This window comes from Pseudoalteromonas ostreae (genome assembly GCF_018069805.1).
In the GTDB taxonomy this organism is placed as follows: Bacteria; Pseudomonadota; Gammaproteobacteria; order Enterobacterales; family Alteromonadaceae; genus Pseudoalteromonas; species Pseudoalteromonas ostreae.
Map to the genome: position 1 here is coordinate 81450 of NZ_JAGPYN010000015.1, position 21562 is coordinate 103011.

A 21562-nucleotide genomic window follows, 5' to 3' on the forward strand; every position below is an offset into this window, starting at 1 on the left:
CCCTTTTCTTTAGCGCAGAAATTAATTGTTATAACAAGATGGCTAATTCACATTAGCCATCTTACATTTATCAATATCATTAAACCGAACGGCTTATTAACATTGATTTGATTTGTCCGATTGCCTTAGTTGGATTAAGACCTTTAGGACAAACGCTAACACAGTTCATAATACTGTGACAACGGAACACGCTGAATGCATCGTCTAAGTCAGCTAAACGTTCTTCTGTTGCTGTATCTCGGCTATCAGCCAAGAAACGGTAAGCATGTAGAAGACCAGCTGGACCTATGAACTTGTCTGGATTCCACCAAAACGAAGGACACGATGTTGAACAACATGCACATAGAATACACTCATATAAGCCATCTAACTTGTCGCGTTCTTCGATAGATTGAAGACGTTCACCCGCCGCTGGCGTGTCATTAATTAAGTATGGTTTAACTTTTTCGTATTGAGTGTAGAACTGACTCATGTCAATAACAAGGTCACGCACCACAGGTAAACCGGGTAATGGACGAATTACGATTTTACCTTTGCCACCTTTTTGCAGCGTAGATAAAGGAGTAATACATGCTAAACCATTTTTACCATTCATGTTAACACCGTCAGAACCACATACACCTTCACGGCATGAGCGACGAAATGATAACGTTGGATCTTGCTCTTTTAATAATAAAAGTGCATCCAATACCATCATGTCGTGGCCTTCTTCCGTTTGCAAAGTATATTCTTGCATACGGGGGGCGTTATCAATATCTGGATTGTAACGATAAACAGAAAATTGTACTTGTGCCATCGTCTCGCTCCTAGTAGGTACGTGCTTTAGGTGGAAATGCTTCGCGCAGTTTAGGCGCATAGTTTACATCACGCTTGCTCATTTCATCCGTTTTCGGATTGAAAACTGAGTGACATAACCAGTTCTCGTCATCACGATCTGGGAAGTCAAAGCGAGAGTGTGCACCACGGCTTTCTGTTCGGAAGTTTGCAGCAACTGCTGTTGAGTATGCTGTTTCCATCATGTTATCTAACTCTAGACATTCGATACGTGCAGTATTGAAGTCTGATGATTTATCATCAAGACGCGCATGCTGTAGACGTTCACGAATTTCTTTAAGCTCTTTAAGACCTGCAGCCATAGACTCACCTTCACGGAATACCGAGAAGTTAAGTTGCATACATTGCTGTAGATCTTTCTTGATTTGGACTGGATCTTCGCCTTGACCAATTGTTGAGTTTTCCCAACGATTAAAACGAGTAAGTGACGCTTCTAAATCTGACTCAGAGGCATCTTTAGATACTTCAACGTCATTCAAATAAGTTCCAAGGAAATTACCTGCAGCACGACCAAAGACCACTAAATCAAGCAATGAGTTACCACCTAAGCGGTTTGCACCGTGTACAGATACACAGGCAATCTCACCAACTGCAAATAAGCCTTCAACTACTTTCTCATTGCCTAGGGCATCGATTTGTAGTGCTTGACCATTTACGTTAGTCGGAACGCCACCCATCATATAATGACAAGTAGGAATTACTGGAATTGGCTCTTTAGCAGGGTCAACGTGTGCAAATGTTTTAGCAAGGTCACATACACCAGGAAGACGTAGGTTAAGCGTTTCTTCACCTAAGTGATCAAGCTTAAGCTTAATATGTGGACCCCAAGGACCATCACAACCACGACCTTCACGAATTTCTGTCATCATTGAACGGGCAACAACATCGCGTGATGCTAAATCTTTCGCATTAGGTGCATAACGTTCCATGAAGCGTTCGCCATCTTTATTTAAAAGATAACCACCTTCACCACGACAACCTTCTGTTACTAACGTACCTGCACCAGCAATACCTGTTGGGTGGAACTGCCACATTTCCATGTCTTGCATAGAAATACCTGCGCGGGTTGCCATACCAACACCATCACCAGTGTTAATGTGTGCATTAGTGGTTGAAGCGAAGATACGACCCGCACCACCGGTTGCTAGAACCACTGCTTTTGATTTGAAATAAACAACTTCGCCAGTTTCAATATCGATAGCAGTACACCCTACTACATTACCATCATCGTTTTTAACTAAATCTAATGCATACCACTCAGAGAATACATTGGTTTTGTTTTTAACGTTTTGCTGATAAAGAAGATGTAATAACGCATGACCTGTACGGTCAGCCGCAGCCGCTGTACGTGCAGCTTGCTCACCACCAAAATTCTTCGATTGACCACCGAAAGGACGTTGGTAAACACGGCCATTTTCAAAACGAGAAAATGGTAGACCCATGTTTTCTAATTCAGTAATTGCTTCTGGGCCTGTTTTACACATATATTCGATAGCGTCTTGGTCACCGATAAAATCGGAACCTTTAACAGTATCGTACATGTGCCATTCCCAGTTATCTTCATGTGAATTACCCAGCGCAACCGTAATACCACCTTGTGCAGATACAGTGTGTGAACGGGTTGGGAAAACTTTAGAGATAAGTGCACAGGTTTTACCTGATTCAGTGATTGCAAGTGCCGCGCGCATACCCGCACCACCTGCGCCAATCACGACGGCATCAAATTCACGAACAGAATATTTCACTTAAACACCCCATAGAACGATTAGACCAATTGCTACGTATGCAGCGGCCATTAGGTTTAAAACAAAACCTAAAACAGCACGCAATTTTGCGCATTTAACGTAGTCAGTCAGTACTTGCCAAAGGCCAATACGGGTATGAACCATAATACAAACCAGGGTAATTAAGGTAAACCCCTTCATTGCAAGGTTTGAAAACAGGCCGTGCCATGCTTCAAAAGTGACTTCTGGCGTACATAAAAAGTAGCCAATAATAAAAATCGCATACGCGGTAATTACTAATGCCGTGGTACGTAATGAGACATAATCTTGTACACCATCACGCTTTAGAGTTGCTTGATTTAAAACCATATCCACACCCCTGCTAGAATAGAAGACACAACGCCAAGTGCCATAGCAATCTTAGCGCTGAGATTACCTGATTCAAGTTCTTCCCAATGTCCCATATCCATAATGATATGGCGAATACCACCAATAAGGTGATATGCCAATACTGAAATGGCGCCCCAAGCAATAAATTTGGCAATGAATCCGTTAAACAGACCCTTGACGAATTCAAAACCTTCAGCAGAAGAAAGAGATTCAGACGAAGCCCAAATGACAAACGTTAAAGCAAAAAATAATGCAACACCGGTGACGCGGTGAAATATTGATGCTTTAGCCGTTGCCGGCATACATATAGTTGTTAGATCTAGATTTACAGGTCTTTGCTTTTTCACAGTTACTTGCCCATCTTGCTCACTAGGAGCTCATCTACTTGTTTTTCTTAACCCATCAAAAACGATTTTTCTGATGGAACTACCTAAGCAAAGCTCTTTTTAGCAACAAAGTTCACATTTATGCAAAAATTAGCTGCAAAAATTACATTTACCTACAGACAATACGGTATAAAACCTCCAATAGTATATATAGCCAAAGGTCTTTTTACAATTCTTGTTTAGTTAGAGACGTTTGCGTATTAGCCAATGGTATAGTATTTAATCCCATCAGAATATTTATTATACATTTGTGCATAATGTTTATAAAAATTGACTTTAACCCCCTCTTTCACGTTAAAATGAAAAGAATGTGCTTAAACAGATTCAGAACATAACAATCAGAGTTGTTATCTTAATAGGAGATAAATAGATGGTGGATAAAAAAGCCACAGTCCATATTGATGGTCTAGATCCAATCGAACTTCCAATTTACCAAGGTACTGCCGGTCAGGATGTAATCGATGTACGTACGTTAGGTGCTCACGGTCACTTCACCTATGACCCAGGCTTTATGTCGACTGGTTCTTGTGAATCTTCAATCACATATATTGATGGTGGTAAAGGTATTTTACTGCATCGCGGTTACCCGATTGAGCAGTTAGCAGAAGACTCAGATTATGTTGAACTATGCTATTTACTACTAAATGGTGAATTACCAACTAAAGAGCAATATGCTGATTTTGCATCACAAATCACACATAGCACCATGCTTGATGAGAAAATTGCAAATTTCTTCCAAGGTTTCCGTTTTGACGCTCATCCAATGGCAATGCTGTGTGGTGTAGTAGGTGCATTATCGTCTTTTTATCATGAAGACCTTGATGTTACCGATGCAACACAACGTAAAACCAGTGCAATTAAATTAATTGCAAAGTTACCAACTATCGCAGCGATGGCGTATAAATATAACGTAGGTCAACCGTTTGTTTACCCACGTAATGATTTAAGCTATGCAGAAAACTTCTTACATATGATGTTCTCTGTACCAGCCGAAGAATATAAAGTTAATCCAGTGACTGCAAAAGCAATGGATAAAATCTTTATGCTTCACGCTGATCACGAGCAAAATGCATCAACGTCTACAGTACGTCTTGCTGGTTCTTCTGGTGCTAACCCCTATGCATGTATTGCAGCAGGTATCGCATCACTTTGGGGCCCTGCACACGGCGGCGCAAACGAAGCATGTTTAAATATGCTAGAAGAAATTGGTTCAGTTGATCGTATTGATGAATACGTTGCTAAAGCAAAAGATAAAGCGGATCCGTTCCGTCTTATGGGCTTTGGTCACCGTGTTTATAAAAACTTCGACCCACGTGCAACAGTAATGCGTCAAACGTGTCACGAAGTGTTAGCTGAGCTTAACATTCAAGATCCATTGCTTGATATCGCAATGAAGCTTGAGCAAATTGCTCTTGAAGACCCATACTTTGTTGAGAAGAAACTATACCCAAATGTAGATTTCTACTCAGGTATCATCTTAAAAGCAATCGGTATTCCTACTAGCATGTTCACTGTGATCTTCGCAATGGCGCGCACTGTAGGTTGGATCACTCACTGGGATGAGATGCTTTCTCAATCTGGTCATAAGATCAGCCGTCCACGTCAGCTTTATACAGGCCATACACACCGCGACTACGTAGCAACTGACAAGCGTTAAGCATTAAATAATGCTAAAAAGGCCGCATTTGCGGCCTTTTTTGTGTGCACCCCTTGAGAAAAATCATAAAGTGATTACAATTCTCGTTCACTTTTAAATTTGGCTTGTTATGTTAGATGTAGAAAAAATCCGTGCAGAATTCCCAGCTCTGTCGCAACTTATCAACGAGCAACCTCTGGTTTACCTTGATTCAGCAGCAACTACACAAAAACCATTAGCAGTGATCACTGCTACTGAGCAATTTTATGCACGCAATAATGCCAATGTACATCGCGGCCGTCATACACTTAGTGAGCAAGCTACCCTCGCCTATGAACAGGCTAGAGCGATTGTCGCTGGCTTTTTTAATATTGCTGTGAGTGAGTTAGTGTGGACTAAAGGAGCAACCGAAGCGATTAACCTTGTTGCTAATGGCCTGACTGAACAACTCAATATACACTCTACCATTGTGATTTCTGCGTTAGAACATCACGCTAATATCGTGCCATGGCAGCAGCTTGCAAGACGTACAGGAGCGACACTGCTGGCCTTGCCCTTGCAGCCAAATGGCCGTTTTAATACAGGGCAATGTGTTGAGTTTATTGAACAACACAAGCCAACTGTGCTTGCAATCACTCACGCATCAAACGCACTGGGTAACATCACCCCGCTGGAAGCAATTTTGCACGCTGCAAAACAACAAAATACCATTACTCTTGTTGATGGTGCACAGGCAGCTTTACATTTACAACCTGATTTACAGCAACTAGATTGCGATTTTTATGTTTTTTCAGCGCATAAAATGCTCGGCCCTACGGGGCTTGGTGGTTTATATGGACGCTATGATCGGTTAAATAGTCTCAGTGTGTATCAAACCGGAGGGGAAATGATTGAATCCGTTACATTAGCAAAAACAGTTTTTCGCCAAGCACCCGCTAAATTTGAATCTGGAACACCTAATATTGCGGCTGTAATCGCTTTTGCCCACGCAATTAAATATTTAAAGGCGTTAGATACTGCTAATGTTTATGTACATGAACAAGCTATTTTTAATTATGCCGCAAAAAAACTGCAAGCCATCGATGGTATTACCATTTATAGCGACCTAAAAAGCAATATTGGAACCTTAAGTTTTAATTACAAAGATGAACATCCTTACGATATAGCCACATTATTGGATGGCTATGGCGTTGCAGTTCGCAGTGGCCATCATTGTGCCCAACCCCTGATGCAGCATTTAGGTATTAAGGGCAGTGTTCGTGCCAGTTTTGCATTCTATAATAACCGTCAAGACATTGATTTATTCATCGCAGCGTTGCAAGAGTGCATCGCATTATTAGACTAAGTTCGGATAAAACATGATTAAAACGTTTAAAGAAATTGCGTTGTCCTTAGAAAGTGCGCCACCATGGCAACAAAAGTACCGAGAAATAATGCTGTTAGGCAAGCAACTACCGCCTATGTCGGAAATATTAAAAACGGATGATGCCCTCGTTCCTGGTTGTGAAAGTAAAGTGTGGATGTATTTAGATTTTGACCTAGAAGAAAATACCCTAGTCATTGTTGGCGACTCTGATACCCGTATAGTAAAAGGCTTACTGGCCATTGTGTTAGCCTTGTATAATGGCTTAACCCCAGAGCAAGTGATGCACACCAATGCCTTTGCTGAATTTGAACGATTGGGGCTAATACAACATTTAAGCCCATCTCGCGGGAATGGTATCAAGGCCATGGTCGAGCGAATTCAAACCATGGCACAACAAAAAAGTTAGTCTTTATTATTTCGAGCGCAGCGGTCTAAATATTTACGCACCGCTTTAGCGGCTACAAAAAAACCAAAACTGCCTGTGATCATTGTCACAGAGCCAAAACCATTATTGCAATCCATATTCATTGAGCCATCAGCATTTTGTTTTGCATGACACACACTGCCATCAGTACTGGGGTAAACTAATTGCTCAGTTGAGTAGACACAATCTATATTAAACTTACGTTTAGGGTTGCTACTAAAGTTGTACTGTTTACGCAGAATATAGCGCACTTTAGCAAGCAAAGGATCTTGGGTCGATTTTGCCACATCGCCAAATGTAATTTGGCTTGGATCAGTTTGCCCACCGGCACCACCAGTGGTGATCACCGGTATTTTATTGCGCTTACAATGAGCGATAAGTGCCGCTTTCTCTTTTACTGCATCGATACAATCAATCACGAAATCAAAACCTTGGATAAGCTCGCGAATATTATCCAAAGTAATGAAATCATCAATGATTTCAATTTCGCACTCAGGATTAATCAGCTGGCAGCGGGTTTTCATTGCCTCTACTTTTGCTTCACCAACAGTACCTGTTAAGGCATGTATTTGGCGATTTACGTTAGTTGCACAAATATCATCAAGATCAATAAGTGTAAGCTTACCTACCCCAGTTCTTGCTAATGCTTCGGCGGCCCAAGAGCCAACACCACCAATGCCAATGACACAAAAATGTGCGTTTTGCAACCATGCAAATTGTTGTTGTCCATATAAGCGTTTTATCCCGCCAAAACGAATATCGGTTACCGAGTCTGTCATTTACCAATCCAATTGCCAAGGCTGTTGCCATGGGTGAAAATTTTCGTGTTCAGTTAATTGTCCAAACAGTGTTGTACATTCAGGTTTACACACAAAGTGGTACTGTTTATTTTGCCAATTAAAACTAAGTGCGTAAGCATGTAAATAAGTACGCTCAGCTGGAGTTCCACCATAAAGTGAATCACCTAAAATAGGCGCCGCTAAACTTTTTAAAGCAACCCTTAATTGATGGGTTTTCCCTGAATACGGCTTTAAAATAAAGCCACGTAAGTTAGCCGTAATACTGAGCGAATAAAAACGAGTAATTGCCGGGTTATCTATACTTTTTAACAGCTTGAAGCTACTACGGCGAGATTTAGCCATATCGCCTTTCACCCAGCCTTGCTTTTTCTTCGGTTTGCTATCCGATAACGCCAAATAAAATTTATCAATTTTATGCGCGGTAAATAAGCGGGTAAACTCAGCTGCTGAGGCACTGCTGCGGGCTAAGATAATCAAACCTGATGTCACTTTATCTAAACGATGTACCGCATAGAGCTTTTCATTTAGCTGTTGCTCAGCAAGTACCACAAAACCAGGGCCTTCTTCGCTGTGAAAGTTAAGGCCTGCAGGCTTTTCGAGGACATAAAAATCTTCATGCTGAGCATGCACAGTTAACGTGGGCTTATTCACTCGCAGCTTTACTTTCTAAGTAGCTCACGACACGCGCTAAATCTTCAGGTGTATCAACACCTGCATGAGGCGCTATTTGCGCTTGCTCAATTTTTATTTGGTGACCGTGGTAAAGCACGCGTAATTGCTCTAATGATTCTAATTGCTCAAGAGGCGAAGGTGTCAGCTTAATGTATTGTTTGATAAACCCAGCTCTATACGCGTAAATACCCACATGGCGTTGATAGTTTGCACAATTGAGCTGATGATTATTGGCAGCGTCCATCATGTTGGTACGATCAAAAGGGATACTGGCGCGGGAAAAATACAAAGCATTTTTATTAATATCACTGACCACTTTGACAGCATTAGGGTTAAGTACTTCTGCAATGTCATCAATGGCAACACTTAAAGTCGCCATTGGCGCAGACGAATCTGCAAGCAATGCAGCAACTTGCGCTACATTTTCACAGGCAAGCAGTGGTTCATCACCTTGTACATTAACAACAATTGTATCGTCAGCCAATCCGAGTAAATCCATCACTTGGGCAAGGCGTTCAGTGCCCGATTGATGATCCTCACTGGTCATTAATACATCTTTTGTAAATAAGCTAACCGCATCAAAAACTTTTTGATGATCGGTGGCAATAACCACTTTGCTTGCACCTGCTGCCATTGCTTTTTCATAAACGTGTTGGATCATCGGTTTGCCACAAATATCCGCCAAAGGCTTACCCGGTAACCGACTAGACGCGTAACGCGCCGGAATAACAACTACGAATTCCACGTTTCAATCTCTTGTTGTGATAATTCACGGGCTTCATTTTCAAGCAATACCGGAATATCATCACGAATTGGATAAGCCAACTTTGCTGCTGTGCTGATCAGTTCATTGTTTTCTTTGTCTAAACGTAATTTGCCTTTACATACTGGACAGGCAATTATTTCAAGTAACTTTGTATCAAAGGCCATCGAGGATCCCTTTTTCTTTTAGTAATAAATTTAGTTTAGTAACCACCGCAGGGGATGGCTCTGCATTAACAGGTAGAAAATACCACGTAGGTTTTGCAAATGGTTGACATTTTACCGCATCTTTTTCTGTCATAAACACTATTTCATCATTAAATTTTATGAAATTTTGTGCTGTATAACCATAATGATCTCGAAAATGATGGCAACTTAGCAATGTAATGCCTTGTTGACGTAAACTATACTCAAAACGTTGTGGATTACCAATGGCGCTCACAGCGTGACCGATTAAAAGCGGTACTTCAGTGGCTATATTAGTGGCAACATTTACTAAATCTGCACTTTTTAGCTGGTAATTAAACCTAGCATCGCCACCATTCTCAATCACTAAATCAACAGATTTTAAACGCGCTTGAGTTTCTCTAAGTGGCCCTGCTGGCATAATAAAACCATTACCAAAGCGGCGCTGACTATCAACAATGCAGCATTCTATGTCTCTGGCCATTTTATAGTGTTGCATACCATCATCAGAAACGATGACATCAAGTTGGTGCTCAGCAAGTAATAGCTTAATATTCGCTTCTCTGTTTGGACCAACGACTACAGGACACCCTAGTCTACGTTGTATTAGCACAGGTTCATCGCCTGCACTTGCTGGACTGGTAGTTGCTGTAACGTTCAGCGGGTAACATTCACTGTTACCACCATAACCGCGGCTGATCACCCCAACCTTTAAATTACGCTGTTGTAAGTAGCTAACCAGCCAGATCACAAAGGGCGTTTTACCATTGCCGCCAACACTGATGTTACCAACCACTATTATGGGAACTGGACTTATGTAGGCTTTACATAACCCTATTTTATACACCGCACGACGAAAAGTACTTATCAACCAAAACAGTAAACTCAGAGGCAACAGTACTACAGTAATTAAACTGATACTTTGATACCAGCTTTGCTCTATTTTACTCACCCGTGCTCACCAAATTGCATTTTACACAAAGCAGAATACGTGCCCTCTTTTTCGAGTAATGATTTATGGTCTCCGTTTTCAATCACTTGGCCATTATCAATAACATAGATGCGGTCGCTTTGTTCGATTGTTGATAATCTGTGAGCAATCACAATCGAGGTTTTATTTTTCATTAATGCTTCTAAAGCTTGCTGGATCAGTTTTTCAGACTCAGTATCCAATGCAGAGGTTGCTTCGTCTAAAATCAAGATTGGTGCATCTTTGAGTATTGCCCGTGCGATGGCAATACGCTGACGCTGCCCGCCTGATAACATTACGCCATTTTCACCGACCATGGTATCTAAACCATCGGGTAAATCTTTAACAAACTCCCAAACATGCGCTTGTTTAGCTACGTTGAGTAATTCGTCTTCGCTTAATTCACGACTAATACCATAACTTATATTGTTAGCTATAGTGTCATTAAAAAGTACAACCTGCTGCGATACCAAGGCAAACTGTTTACGTAAATCAGCCAATTTGTAATCACTGAGCGCAATGCCATCTAATAAAATTTCACTCGGTGGTTGTAAATCATAATAGCGCGGTAATAAGTTAGAGATGGTTGATTTACCAGAACCAGAACGTCCCACTAAGGCAATGCTCTCACCCGCTTTAATGGTTAGAGATAAATCCTTTAATACCGGTTCATCTTTGGTAGGATAGCTAAACGTAACATGTTTAATCTCAATATGCCCTTGCACTTTATCGATACTAACAGCACCAATATCTTTTTCAACGTCTTCATCAAGTACTAAAAATATACTTTGCGCAGCTGAAATACCGCGCTGCAAATCGCTATTTACATTCGCTAATTGTTTTAAAGGGCGTAATAACATCATCATTGAAGAAATCAACACCACAAAGTCACCTGAACTGACGGTATCAATCATTGAGGGCATTGAGACAACAAATAAAATGACCGCCATAGCACTGGCAGCTAAAATTTGGATAACCGAGACACTTAGTGCTTTAGTGGCATCCATTTTTATCCGCTGTTGGCGATTATGGTTATTAATTTTTGCAAACTGAGTGATTTCTTGTTGTTGTCCACCAAAGCCATGAATGACTTTGTGACCACTGAGCATTTGCTCTGAGCTGCGAGTCACTTGACCCATTGCTGATTGAATATTTTTAGAAATATGGCGAAAACGCTTTGAAACTAAACTGACTATAATAGCAACAAGCGGAATAATAACTAGAAATATCAGCGATAGCTTCCAGCTGGTATAAAACATCACAGCCAGCAAAAACACCACAAATGCGCCTTCTCTGACCACAATGAGCATCGCTTTGGTGATCGCTTGCTGCACTTGCTCTGTATCGAACGTTATTTTTGAAATCAAATCACCCGTTGAGTTTTTATCATGGAATGAAACAGGTAAATGCAGAATATGCTCAAATAATTGTTGGCGTAATGCACGGACAACTTGAGAGCCCACATAACTTAAACAATACGATGACATATAATTAAAGACCCCACGGCCGAACACTAAGGCAACAACAACAAATGGCGCATATTTTAAGACATTGTTATTACGCTCATTTAAACCTTGGTCTATAAAAGGCTTCATTAACTGAATAAATAAAGCATCCATCGCTGAGTAGCCTATCATGCCGACTACAGCTAATATTGCGATGCTTTTATAATCACCCACATACGTCAATAAACGCTTATAAATTTGTGATGTAGTTTGATCCATAATACTCTCTAATACATAATCTTTGGCTATTGTAGCCTCCAGCCGTACAAAACTAAACTCAATCTTTTAGAAACCAATAACTTTCATCTTCACGAGCTAGATTTACTGTGTAGTGATGTTGATAAAATTCAATTTTAACCTGGCCTTTTTCTGCTGTTGTATATTGTAGAGCATGCTGTGTAGCATAACGCGCTAAAACTTCTGTACGTGGAAATTGCCACTGTCCTTTATATGCCGTTGAATGAATAACTACCTCAGGGGCAACCGCACGAATAAAGGTATCAGTCGATGAAGTATTACTGCCATGATGAGGACTAAGTAATACGGTACTTTTAAGCACACTTTGCTGCTTTATTAATTGCTCTTCTCGTTTTGTTGAAATATCACCCGGAAGTAAAACACTGAACCTGCCATCGCTAATACGTACGACACAAGAGTTGTCGTTATCTGTTATTAAATGCTGTGCCGGCTCGCTCACAATAATAGTTAAGTCATAAAAACGATATTCGCCCGCTCTACAAACTTGCTCTGGCCCATTTGGTTGCAGCAACCTAAAAGTATGCTGGTAACCTTGCTCTAACCAATGGATAAGCCCTCCTGCATGGTCTTTATCCATGTGGCTGATAAGCGCAACCTCTGCCTCAATGCCGTTTCTTTTTAAATAAGGTATTAATGTACTATTAACTCGCGTAAATGTATTAAAATAAATTGGGCCAAGATCATAGATAAAACCTTTATCTCGATTACTTACTAACACCATGGTGCCATGACCTACATCGAATACATTTAGCTGCCAGCGCGGTTTGGTCAGTAAATAGTGATCGAGTACAACCAGTAATAATGGTATGCATGTCAATAAACGCCATGGTAAAAAACACACGACCATTGCTGTCATGTAGCTACTAACAAGCCATTGCTGGCTAAAATTTGTAGTATCAAACCAACGAAAATCAACCGGGATCAACAATAAGAGCTGATAAATATGCTGTAATAATGAATCAAACACACTTATCAATCCGCTAATATCAAAAAATACACTGATCACAGAAAACAATACTAAGCAGGGCATGATAATAAAACCAAGTAATGGGATAGCCACTAAGTTAACAGCTAAGCCAATTACACTGACCCCATTAAAATAATACAGCGATAAAGGTAGTAAACCAATAAACAATGCACACTGCAGAATAATAAGTGTTTTAATGATGGCTAAAAAGTCGGAGCTGGTTACGGTTATAACACTAAACACCCAAAAGATAATTGCCACCGCCGTAAATGAAAAATACAGCCCCGGATTAAGTAAACTAAATGGATCAATGAGTAATACACATACCAATGCAAACAAGATAAATCGCCAGCGTAGTGCCTGCTTAGCGATATAATAAATAACTAAATAACACCCTAACATGATCAGAGCGCGAGTTGCCGAGACGATAAAGCCACTTAAGTACACATAACTAAAAGCAAGCGCAAAGCCACCTAAACTATAAATAAGTGACAAATTGATCTGCTGTGTAGTTGGTTTAACCACAAAAATAAAAAGGCTTGTTAAATAACGGGTTATAAAAAAACCGATACTAAACATCAAGCCAATATGTAATCCCGAAATAGCCAATAAATGGCTAATACCAAATTGCTGTAATTCTTGCTTTTGTGAAAAACTCATAACACTGCGATCGCCAGTCATTAGCGAATAATACAGCCAATTTAGTGAGTTATGCTGGTAGGTGTGTTTAATAAAATTACGATAGTTAGTAATTAGGTCAAATTCATGATTTTTAGCTATTTCAATAATGTGACCAACTTGTTTGCCTTTAAAAAATAGCCGCTCACTAAATGCGTAACGCTCTTTATCAAACACATCATAATTTTTTTGGCTGCGATATTTTTCTAATTCAAGCCACGCAGTAACATGATCACCCACTTTAAGTAACTGCTCATTTTTTAAAGTGAGCAATGCAAAAGGGGGCTTAATATTTGATAGAGGATGATTGCCTATCTCATTAAGCTGGACTTTTAAATAATAATGATCGCGCTTTGAAATAATTTCTACAATCGTAATATTGCTTAGATATGGTTTATTTTCATCCAAAGGCAAGCTGGAAATTGCGTAGAAGTTGCTAAAATGTCCCCATACACATAAAATTCCACAAATAAAACCTAACAATACACTGTAAAACGGCTTAAAATAGGCACTCGCAATTAATAGAGATAACGCGAAAACTGTAAATACAAGGGTCTGATAATAAAAAACGGTTATAATACAACCAACGACAAACCCAACGCTTAACCAAACAGATGTAAATGGTTGCTTTAAATGGCTAAAAAAACGATCCAACGGTTTTTACCTGATCACAATAAAGTTAAACATCATAAATATTTAAAAATTTTTGGTCGTTTACTCCACGATGCTAATCTATGGCATTTAAATCGACGCTCAGCTCGAGGGGCATTTTCAGTCGGTTTATTCTTCGCTTTCATCCCGGTTCCTTTTCAGATGGTGCTTGCTGCTGCGTTGGCTATTCCATTACGAGTAAATTTACCTATTTCTGTCGCCGTAGTTTGGATCACCAATCCGCTAACCATGCCGCCTATTTTTTATTGTTCGTATTTAATTGGCACATTAGCGTTAGGCCAGCCGGAACAACATTTTGCATTTGAACCAAGTTGGCAATGGTTTATGGAAAGCTTAACCACCATTGGTCCTGCTTTTTTGGTAGGTTCGTTTATCAGTGCCTGTGTTGCTTCAATAATAGGCTATTTCGGCGTTGATTTACTATGGCGCCGTGCAGTACGCAAAGCATGGTTAAATCGGCATAAAAAATAACTGTTTCTAATTTAATTTTATAAAGTATAGACAAAAAAACCCCTGCTTAGCAAAGCAGGGGTTTTTATTTTAATACTAAGTGACCGTTAATGCTGGATCACCTACCAATAATTTCAATACTTAACGTAATATACGGCGCAGGCCAACTAACGGTAGTAACAATAACGTATACCATGGGAAACTAGCTGATTGGCGCTTATAAGTATCTGTTTCAGGAGCTGAGCAACTGTCAATACTACCGCTGATCGGAGATAACTTCACTGGTACTACAATACTTTCGTATTCTATTTCACCATTGATGTCACGTACGACACCGCCTAATGAATCCATTTTTTCGACCGTTTTAGTAGCAACACCAAAGATTTCATTTTTATTGTTAATTACTTTAGCCTCTGAAACAACATAACCATAACGTGTTTCACCATCGGCTTCGTAGCAAGGCAGTAAATCATTTATATTTGTAATCGCATCGTCACCAATCTTATACAAAAAGCCTTCGCGACGACGTACACCACTATTTAATAAGTCAGTCTCACCTTCACCAACAATATAACCATTGTCATTAATATCATTGGCAACTGAGCTGGAAGTACTAAAGTAATCCTTTGGGGAAACAGTACTATTGCTGGCAATATCATGATAGAAGAACTTTTGACGTTCTGTGCTATCGATTCTCTTTATTCCATAACCAACAATCGTATTATTATTATTAATTGCTACTGCCTGACCACCTGTCCAATCATCTTCTTGATTGAGTATTTCAACAACGTTACCGTCATTGTAATAAACAGGCAATGATCTAATTGTTGACGAGCTGTTATTATCACGAACATCAGAATAACCAGCAACTAGGCCATTACTATTAACAGCAAGCGCATTACTTATAAATGCAAATCCATCATCTTCTTCTGGTGTAAGACCCAAACCAAGCGGTTCAGTTTTAGTAATATTTAAGTTTGTATCAAGTGTCCACTTAACAGCACGGGTATCAAACAATCGTGATGATCTATCTCGATTTATCTTCTCAATACAAACACTGACAGGTTCATCTTCACCATCACAGTTATCATCAATATTTTCTTGTCTATCAACCGGGATACCTGTTGATACTTGCCCAATTACAATATAACCGGTGTTTGTTTTAACTATATCGTTGGCTGAACTTAAGCCACCAAATTCAGCATACTCAGGCACTAACGGCACAGTTAAACCCGATGGCGATACAACAATGCCACGAAAAATAAAATCACGCACAAACTGTGTTTTTTCTTCACTTTCCCCCTCAGGAAGAAAGCTGGTTTTCTCATAAGGCGCACTGCCCCAACCCACAGTAACACCGTCTTCTGCTACTGCATTATAGTTATTGCTAACGGAGCGTGTAAGGCCATCATAATCAACTGATGCAACATCAAAAAGAACTTGCTCTTGAGCTTCACCATTCAAAACATTGTAACCAACAAAATTTGCCAGTTTTTGATATTCTGGGTTGTTAGCTTGTGCTGATAAAAATGAAAGCATAAAACTGTGTGCATCTGGGTTAGTTGCCGCCGCATTATTGTTTTCAATATCATCAAGCGTAAAAGTAATCTCTTTATCAATGTTCTTAAAATACTTTTCTCGCTCACGGTAAGCACTTTCAATTACATTATCACCAAAATCGATATAACTAACATCAATAGGTAAATTGTAGATGCCGTTAGCAACGCCGATTATATTGCCGCTTTCGCTGACATCTTTAACATAGTTTTTCTTAGCGCCATCCAACGTGCTCAGCTCGGTTAACTGGTACGTTGCACTAAGTGCCGATGTACTCATAGTAGCTAAAATACTAGCGGCGAGTAATTTATATTTCATTTTTGTCCTTACTACTGATTCTTTAAATCTTCAAGTTCTTCCCAGCGCTCCAAAGCAGCTTCAAGGTCAGACTCAAGTTGTGCTAAATGGTTCAATTCTTTGCTGGTTACACTGGCATCTTGTTTAAAGAAATCAGCATCATTAACTACAACTTGTTGCGCTTCTAGCGCTTGTTCAAGTTGCTCCAGCTTACTGGGTAATTGTTCTAATTCAAGCTTTAATTTATAAGAGAGTTTATTACTTTTGTTGTCTGCTTTAACCACAGGAGCTGGTGCAACGACTGCTTCTTTTTTAGCAGGTGTAGTTAGCTGTTTTTTTTGTTCCTGTGCTAAATAATTAGTATAGGCTTCATAATCACTGTAACCACCAACAATATCGGTGATAACCCCGTTACCTTCAAACGCCCAAACACTGGTACAGGTATTATCAATAAACTCACGGTCATGGCTTACAATTAACACAGTTCCCTGATACTGATTAATAATATCCTCTAACAGTTCGAGGGTTTCTATATCTAAATCATTGGTTGGCTCATCGAGCACTAGAATATTTGATGGTTTTAAAAATAGTTTAGCTAATAATAAGCGATTTTTCTCACCGCCAGAGAGTGCTTTAACCGGTGTACGTGCACGCGCAGGTGGGAATAAAAAGTCTTGTAAATAACCGAGCACATGACGTGAACGACCATTCATCATCACTTCTTGCTTACCTTCTGCTACGTTATCTTGTACAGTGGCTTCTTCATCAAGCTTTTGCCGGTATTGATCAAAGTAAGCAAACTCTAAGTTCACCCCTTGTTTAACAATCCCTTCATCAGCTTCAATATCCCCAAATAGCAGTTTTAATAAAGTCGTTTTACCAATCCCATTAGGGCCCACTAAGCCAATACGATCGCCACGCATTACTAAAGTAGAGAAGTCATTAGCAATTACTTTGTCTTTATTAAATGCATGATTTAGATGTTTAGCTTCAAATACTAATTTACCTGAACGGTCTGCAGTTTCAATATTGAAGTCAGTTTTACCCACTTGATCAACACGCTGTTTGCGTTCATTACGTAGTTGTTTAAGCTCGCGGACACGGCCTTCATTACGCGTTCGACGTGCTTTTACACCTTGACGGATCCATGCTTCCTCTTCCGCTAAGCGTTTATCAAATAATGCGTTTTGCGTTTCTTCGACTTTCAAATCATGGGCTTTTTGCTCTAAATAAGTAGCATAATCGCCAGGGTATGAAATCAGCTTACCGCGATCTAAGTCTAAGATCCGCGTAGCAACGGCACGAATAAAAGCACGGTCGTGAGAAATAAAGACAATACCGCCTTTAAACTCTTTTAAAAATTGCTCAAGCCACATCACACTTTCCATATCTAAATGGTTAGTAGGCTCATCAAGCAATAATAAATCAGGTTCACTAACCAGTGCGCGAGCAAGGGCAACTTTGCGTAACCAGCCACCTGAAAGTGATTCAAGTTTGGCTTCTGGTGATAATTCTAACTGTGTTAATACAAGTTGAATTCTACTATCAAAGCGCCAACCATCTGCGGCTTCGAGTTGATTTGATAAACGTTCAAGTTTATTAAGTAGTTTATCTGTGCAGTCAGTTTGTAACTCAGTGCTGACGTGATGAAAATCAATTAATAAATTTGCAATCTCAGGCATACCTTGAGCAACATAATCAAACACCGAGCCACTAGCTCCTTTTGGTGGATCTTGCTCTAGACGAGATATTTTAATACTACCTAACTGATTTATTTCACCATCATCTAAAATAACTTGGCCATCAAGGACTTTTAGTAACGTTGATTTACCTGCACCATTACGGCCAACCACACACACACGCTCGCCAGTTTCGATGACGGCATCAGCGTTGTCTAACAGTGGATGCGTACCATACGCGAGTTGAGCTTTAGAAATTCTAATTAAATCCATACTATCTGTTTACTCTTATTCTGTTTGCGTAAATAACTGACGCACATCTTGCGCAGTGAAAGGCCAAAATAATTGCGGGCCTTGATCGCTTTTTAAAACGGGTATACTGGTCTGATATTCTGTAATAAGTTCTTCATCACTCATAATATCAACAAGCTGTAAGAGATCATCACCTAACAACGGCGTGATCAAGCCCTGCGCTTGCTCGCATAAATGACAGCCATCGGTATGATACAAAATCCACTTAGCCATGGGTTATCAACCAGCTATTATGTATTTTTTTATTGCGTTTAAAGTCAGGAGAAATTGTCTGCTCTGAAATATTAACAGCTTTTAATCCTAAGCCAATCAAGCCCACTTCATCCATGGTGAAGCCACGCATATTATTCGAGAAAATCAACGTGCCAGATGGACTGAGGATTTTTTTAACCCATGTCAGTAATTTAATATGATCATTTTGTACATCAAAAGCATCTTTCATGCGCTTTGAATTTGAAAACGTTGGCGGATCTAAAAAGATCAAATCGTATTGGCTAGTTGCGTGCTCAAGCCACTTCAAACAATCAGCTTGTTCAAAACGATAACGAGTATTGCTGATATTGTTCAGCTCAAAGTTATCTTGGCCCCATTTTAAATAGGTTTTCGATAGATCAACGGTGGTTATCGCTTTAGCGCCACCTAGAGCTGCATGTACAGAGGCTGTCCCTGTGTAGGCAAACAAATTCAAGAAGCGTTTATCTTTGGCATTTTCTTGGATATAACGACGAGCAAGACGATGATCTAAAAACAAGCCAGTATCTAAGTAATCAAATAAATTGACTTTAAACTTCGCGCCAAACTCCTCAACTACTTGAGTACGATTTTGCTTAGCCATCGGTGTGTATTGCTCTTCACCTTTTTGCTTTTTACGTACTTTTACAGCAATATTTCCAGGTGCGATATTGAGTTGTTGTGAGGTTAACGAAATCACGTCTTGTAGACGTTTGTGCGCTGTTACATCGTCAATTTCTTTCGGCGCAGCGTACTCAAATATTACCGCTGAATCACCATAAATATCAACAGCTACATTGTATTCAGGAATATCAGCATCGTAGACACGATAGGCCTGCACATCATTTTGTTTGAGCCAATTTTTCAAACCTTGCTTATTCTTTTTAACCCGATTAGCAAACGACATCGAACCTTCAAAGTTCAATGCTGGTTTATCTTCAGTTGTTTGGCTGACTTGTTTGTCATCAAGTTGATATAAATTAAGTACCACATCAAGTGGACCATTTTTAAATTTATAACGCTTGAGCTTCACCAGCTTTAATAATTTAAATAAACTCTCATCCATGCCTAGTAGAGCAAGTTTCCAGTTGTTAAAATGTTTTTTAAAGCCTGTACCTAAAGCACTGTGTAAACTCACCAACTCAGCCATCGAACCAATACGTTCACCATACGGTAAATTTGAAATAACCACACCTGGTAATTTTGCCACTGAGGTAAGCTTAGTTGCATCGCTTTGTTTAAACTTGATCACATCACCTAGATCAGCTCTACGAGCATTATCTACTGCTTTGCTCAGTACATTAGCGTCATTGTCATGACCAATAAGCCATAACTTAGGGTCGGTAATTTGTGCTGTAAGCTGCTCTTTTAATTCTTTGTATTTAGCAATACGGAAACTTGGTAAGCGCTCAAATGCAAATCCCTCACGGAATAAACCTGGCGCTTCATTACGCGCCATGCCAGCAGCTTCAATCAAAATAGTGCCAGCACCACAGCAGGGATCAAATAGCGGCTGTTGAACATTGTCAAGCCAACCACTGCGTTTGATCAGTGCTGCCGCTAAATGCTCTTTAATAGGTGCCTTACCTTGACCTTCTCGGTAACCACGTTCAGATAAACGCGGCCCTGAATAATCGATATACAGAGCCACACCTTGACGCGATAAACGCGCAACAACACGCACATTGGCATCTTGTTTATCAACATTTGGTCGCTGTTCAAATAAATCATTAAAATAATCAACAATGGCATCTTTGATCACTAAACCTGAAAACTGGGTATTTTTCAGTGAGTCGTTGGTGCCATTAAAGTCGACAGCAAAAGTTTGCGTTGGACCAAACCATTCTTGCCAAGGTTGTGAGCGAGCAAAATTGTATAGGCTTTCTTTATTATTTACGCCCTCTTTCTCTTCAATCAACATAAGTACACGAGTTGCAAAGCGGCTCATTAAGCACACTTTTTGTGCCAATGTAGTGTCACCTTCAAAGCGTACAGAACCCACCGTTTGTTTGGTCACCATAGCGCCAATGTCAGTAAGTTCATCAACCAATAAATTTTCGATTCCGATAGAAGTAAGTGCGATAAAATGCAAAGTAATAACCCTTAATAGCTAATTGCGCGGGATTATAACATAGGTTGGGCGACAAACACGCGATAAACAAAGGAACTATTAAAAATATGCTTAGGCTGTTTTACTGTTTTGTGCGTGGTTATAAATTGGATGGACACGATTGTTAAGTATACGAATAGCTTCAAATTGATTAAGGCTTAAGTTTTCATCTAGCTTAAAATGCTCAGATAGACAAATGCATAAAGAGGCTTCTCTACAGTGGTCAACAATCAAAAACTCACCACTTTGCTCGCTCGTTTGCAATTTTATAACTGCTTCTATACTGGGCTCATTGCCTTTGTAAGGTTCGAAAAACCAACTTTTTGCCAGCATTGGCTTTAAATAAAATTTAGCCGCTGTGGCATTGAGCGCGATTTGACATAGCTGTGCGCTATTCCATAGATTAAATCCAGCAAGATATTGATAAACCTGCTGATAAAAGGCAGCATCCTCTAAACTAAAGTTAGCTTGGGTTAAAATAGCATCGGTGAGTTGGCGTAGTTTATAAGGCGTGCACAGCTGCATATCTTGATCTAAATCGATCAATAAACGATTTCTTACTGGACAAGCAATCCATTTCCACTGCTTTGATGCTTGTAACATGCGTTCCCTACGCCCCTACTAATTAATCTTATTAATAGTGTAGTATAGCGGCTTTTGACCAATTAATATATATTTCTTTAGAACATTTATTGA

General features: G+C 39.8%; 20 protein-coding genes. 4 read left to right on the top strand and 16 right to left on the bottom strand.

Annotated features, from left to right (window positions below):
* Positions 1 to 79: 79 nt before the first annotated feature.
* Genes J7338_RS13465 through sdhC form a run of 4 tightly spaced genes read right to left on the bottom strand, consistent with a single transcriptional unit; the run spans position 80 to position 3295 of the window.
* Positions 80 to 796, bottom strand: coding sequence for a succinate dehydrogenase iron-sulfur subunit (locus J7338_RS13465; protein WP_210797529.1), 717 nt, complete (start codon positions 794 to 796; stop codon positions 80 to 82).
* 10 nt (positions 797 to 806) lie between these two features.
* Positions 807 to 2579: a succinate dehydrogenase flavoprotein subunit gene (gene sdhA, locus J7338_RS13470; RefSeq protein WP_210797530.1), complete on the bottom strand. Its 1773-nt coding sequence runs from the start codon at positions 2577 to 2579 to the stop codon at positions 807 to 809.
* The gene (gene sdhD, locus J7338_RS13475; RefSeq protein WP_210797531.1) at positions 2580 to 2927 is read right to left on the bottom strand and encodes a succinate dehydrogenase, hydrophobic membrane anchor protein; all 348 of its coding nucleotides are present in this window, start codon (positions 2925 to 2927) and stop codon (positions 2580 to 2582) included.
* On the bottom strand, positions 2918 to 3295 hold the full coding sequence (sdhC, locus tag J7338_RS13480; RefSeq protein ID WP_210797532.1) for a succinate dehydrogenase, cytochrome b556 subunit: 378 nt from the start codon (positions 3293 to 3295) through the stop codon (positions 2918 to 2920). The genes sdhD and sdhC overlap by 10 nt, the downstream gene beginning before the upstream one ends.
* Positions 3296 to 3704: 409 nt before the next feature.
* On the opposite strand from sdhC, the gene J7338_RS13485 reads away from it, so the two are divergent.
* From J7338_RS13485 to J7338_RS13495, 3 genes are all read left to right on the top strand, one after another.
* Positions 3705 to 4991 carry a citrate synthase gene (locus tag J7338_RS13485; protein ID WP_210797533.1) on the top strand — a complete coding sequence of 429 codons (1287 nt, stop codon included), beginning with the start codon at positions 3705 to 3707 and terminating at the stop codon, positions 4989 to 4991.
* Positions 4992 to 5100: 109 nt separating this feature from the next.
* Positions 5101 to 6315, top strand: coding sequence for an aminotransferase class V-fold PLP-dependent enzyme (locus J7338_RS13490; protein WP_210797534.1), 1215 nt, complete (start codon positions 5101 to 5103; stop codon positions 6313 to 6315).
* Between the two features lie 13 nt (positions 6316 to 6328).
* Positions 6329 to 6742 carry a SufE family protein gene (locus J7338_RS13495; RefSeq protein ID WP_210797535.1) on the top strand — a complete coding sequence of 138 codons (414 nt, stop codon included), beginning with the start codon at positions 6329 to 6331 and terminating at the stop codon, positions 6740 to 6742.
* Here J7338_RS13495 and tcdA read toward each other — a convergent pair.
* The 7 genes from tcdA to J7338_RS13530 are packed head-to-tail and all read right to left on the bottom strand — an operon-like array spanning position 6739 to position 14212.
* Positions 6739 to 7539 (bottom strand): tRNA cyclic N6-threonylcarbamoyladenosine(37) synthase TcdA, encoded by an 801-nt coding sequence (gene tcdA, locus J7338_RS13500; protein WP_210797536.1) that lies wholly within the window; start codon positions 7537 to 7539, stop codon positions 6739 to 6741. The two genes, J7338_RS13495 and tcdA, sit on opposite strands and share 4 nt — an antisense overlap.
* Entirely contained in the window at positions 7540 to 8211 is a 672-nt protein-coding gene (locus tag J7338_RS13505) for a TIGR01621 family pseudouridine synthase (protein ID WP_210797537.1), read from the bottom strand.
* Positions 8204 to 8977: a 3-deoxy-manno-octulosonate cytidylyltransferase gene (gene kdsB / locus J7338_RS13510; protein WP_210797538.1), complete on the bottom strand. Its 774-nt coding sequence runs from the start codon at positions 8975 to 8977 to the stop codon at positions 8204 to 8206. The genes J7338_RS13505 and kdsB overlap by 8 nt, the downstream gene beginning before the upstream one ends.
* Positions 8965 to 9162, bottom strand: coding sequence for a Trm112 family protein (locus tag J7338_RS13515; RefSeq protein WP_064666143.1), 198 nt, complete (start codon positions 9160 to 9162; stop codon positions 8965 to 8967). The genes kdsB and J7338_RS13515 overlap by 13 nt, the downstream gene beginning before the upstream one ends.
* Positions 9152 to 10132 carry a tetraacyldisaccharide 4'-kinase gene (lpxK, locus tag J7338_RS13520; RefSeq protein WP_210797539.1) on the bottom strand — a complete coding sequence of 327 codons (981 nt, stop codon included), beginning with the start codon at positions 10130 to 10132 and terminating at the stop codon, positions 9152 to 9154. Before lpxK ends, J7338_RS13515 begins: the two co-directional genes overlap by 11 nt.
* Entirely contained in the window at positions 10129 to 11874 is a 1746-nt protein-coding gene (gene msbA / locus J7338_RS13525) for a lipid A export permease/ATP-binding protein MsbA (RefSeq protein ID WP_210797540.1), read from the bottom strand. Before msbA ends, lpxK begins: the two co-directional genes overlap by 4 nt.
* A gap of 58 nt (positions 11875 to 11932) precedes the next feature.
* Positions 11933 to 14212: a DNA internalization-related competence protein ComEC/Rec2 gene (locus J7338_RS13530; protein ID WP_210797541.1), complete on the bottom strand. Its 2280-nt coding sequence runs from the start codon at positions 14210 to 14212 to the stop codon at positions 11933 to 11935.
* Between J7338_RS13530 and J7338_RS13535 the strand changes: the two genes are divergently transcribed.
* Positions 14192 to 14701: a DUF2062 domain-containing protein gene (locus tag J7338_RS13535; RefSeq protein WP_210797542.1), complete on the top strand. Its 510-nt coding sequence runs from the start codon at positions 14192 to 14194 to the stop codon at positions 14699 to 14701. The two genes, J7338_RS13530 and J7338_RS13535, sit on opposite strands and share 21 nt — an antisense overlap.
* 120 nt (positions 14702 to 14821) lie before the next feature.
* Here the strand turns inward: J7338_RS13535 and J7338_RS13540 are convergent, their stop codons facing one another.
* The 5 genes from J7338_RS13540 to J7338_RS13560 form a co-directional block, all read right to left on the bottom strand.
* Complete coding sequence (locus J7338_RS13540) at positions 14822 to 16555, bottom strand: DUF3466 family protein (protein ID WP_210797543.1); 1734 nt, start codon at positions 16553 to 16555, stop codon at positions 14822 to 14824.
* A gap of 11 nt (positions 16556 to 16566) precedes the next feature.
* Positions 16567 to 18486, bottom strand: a complete 1920-nt coding sequence (gene uup / locus J7338_RS13545) for an ATP-binding cassette ATPase Uup (RefSeq protein ID WP_210797544.1) — start codon at positions 18484 to 18486, stop codon at positions 16567 to 16569.
* Positions 18487 to 18501: 15 nt separating this feature from the next.
* The gene (locus J7338_RS13550; RefSeq protein WP_210797545.1) at positions 18502 to 18738 is read right to left on the bottom strand and encodes a glutaredoxin family protein; all 237 of its coding nucleotides are present in this window, start codon (positions 18736 to 18738) and stop codon (positions 18502 to 18504) included.
* Positions 18731 to 20848 (bottom strand): bifunctional 23S rRNA (guanine(2069)-N(7))-methyltransferase RlmK/23S rRNA (guanine(2445)-N(2))-methyltransferase RlmL, encoded by a 2118-nt coding sequence (rlmKL, locus tag J7338_RS13555; protein ID WP_210797546.1) that lies wholly within the window; start codon positions 20846 to 20848, stop codon positions 18731 to 18733. The genes J7338_RS13550 and rlmKL overlap by 8 nt, the downstream gene beginning before the upstream one ends.
* Before the next feature lie 90 nt (positions 20849 to 20938).
* Positions 20939 to 21469 carry a cell division protein ZapC domain-containing protein gene (locus tag J7338_RS13560; RefSeq protein ID WP_210797547.1) on the bottom strand — a complete coding sequence of 177 codons (531 nt, stop codon included), beginning with the start codon at positions 21467 to 21469 and terminating at the stop codon, positions 20939 to 20941.
* Positions 21470 to 21562: the final 93 nt, after the last annotated feature.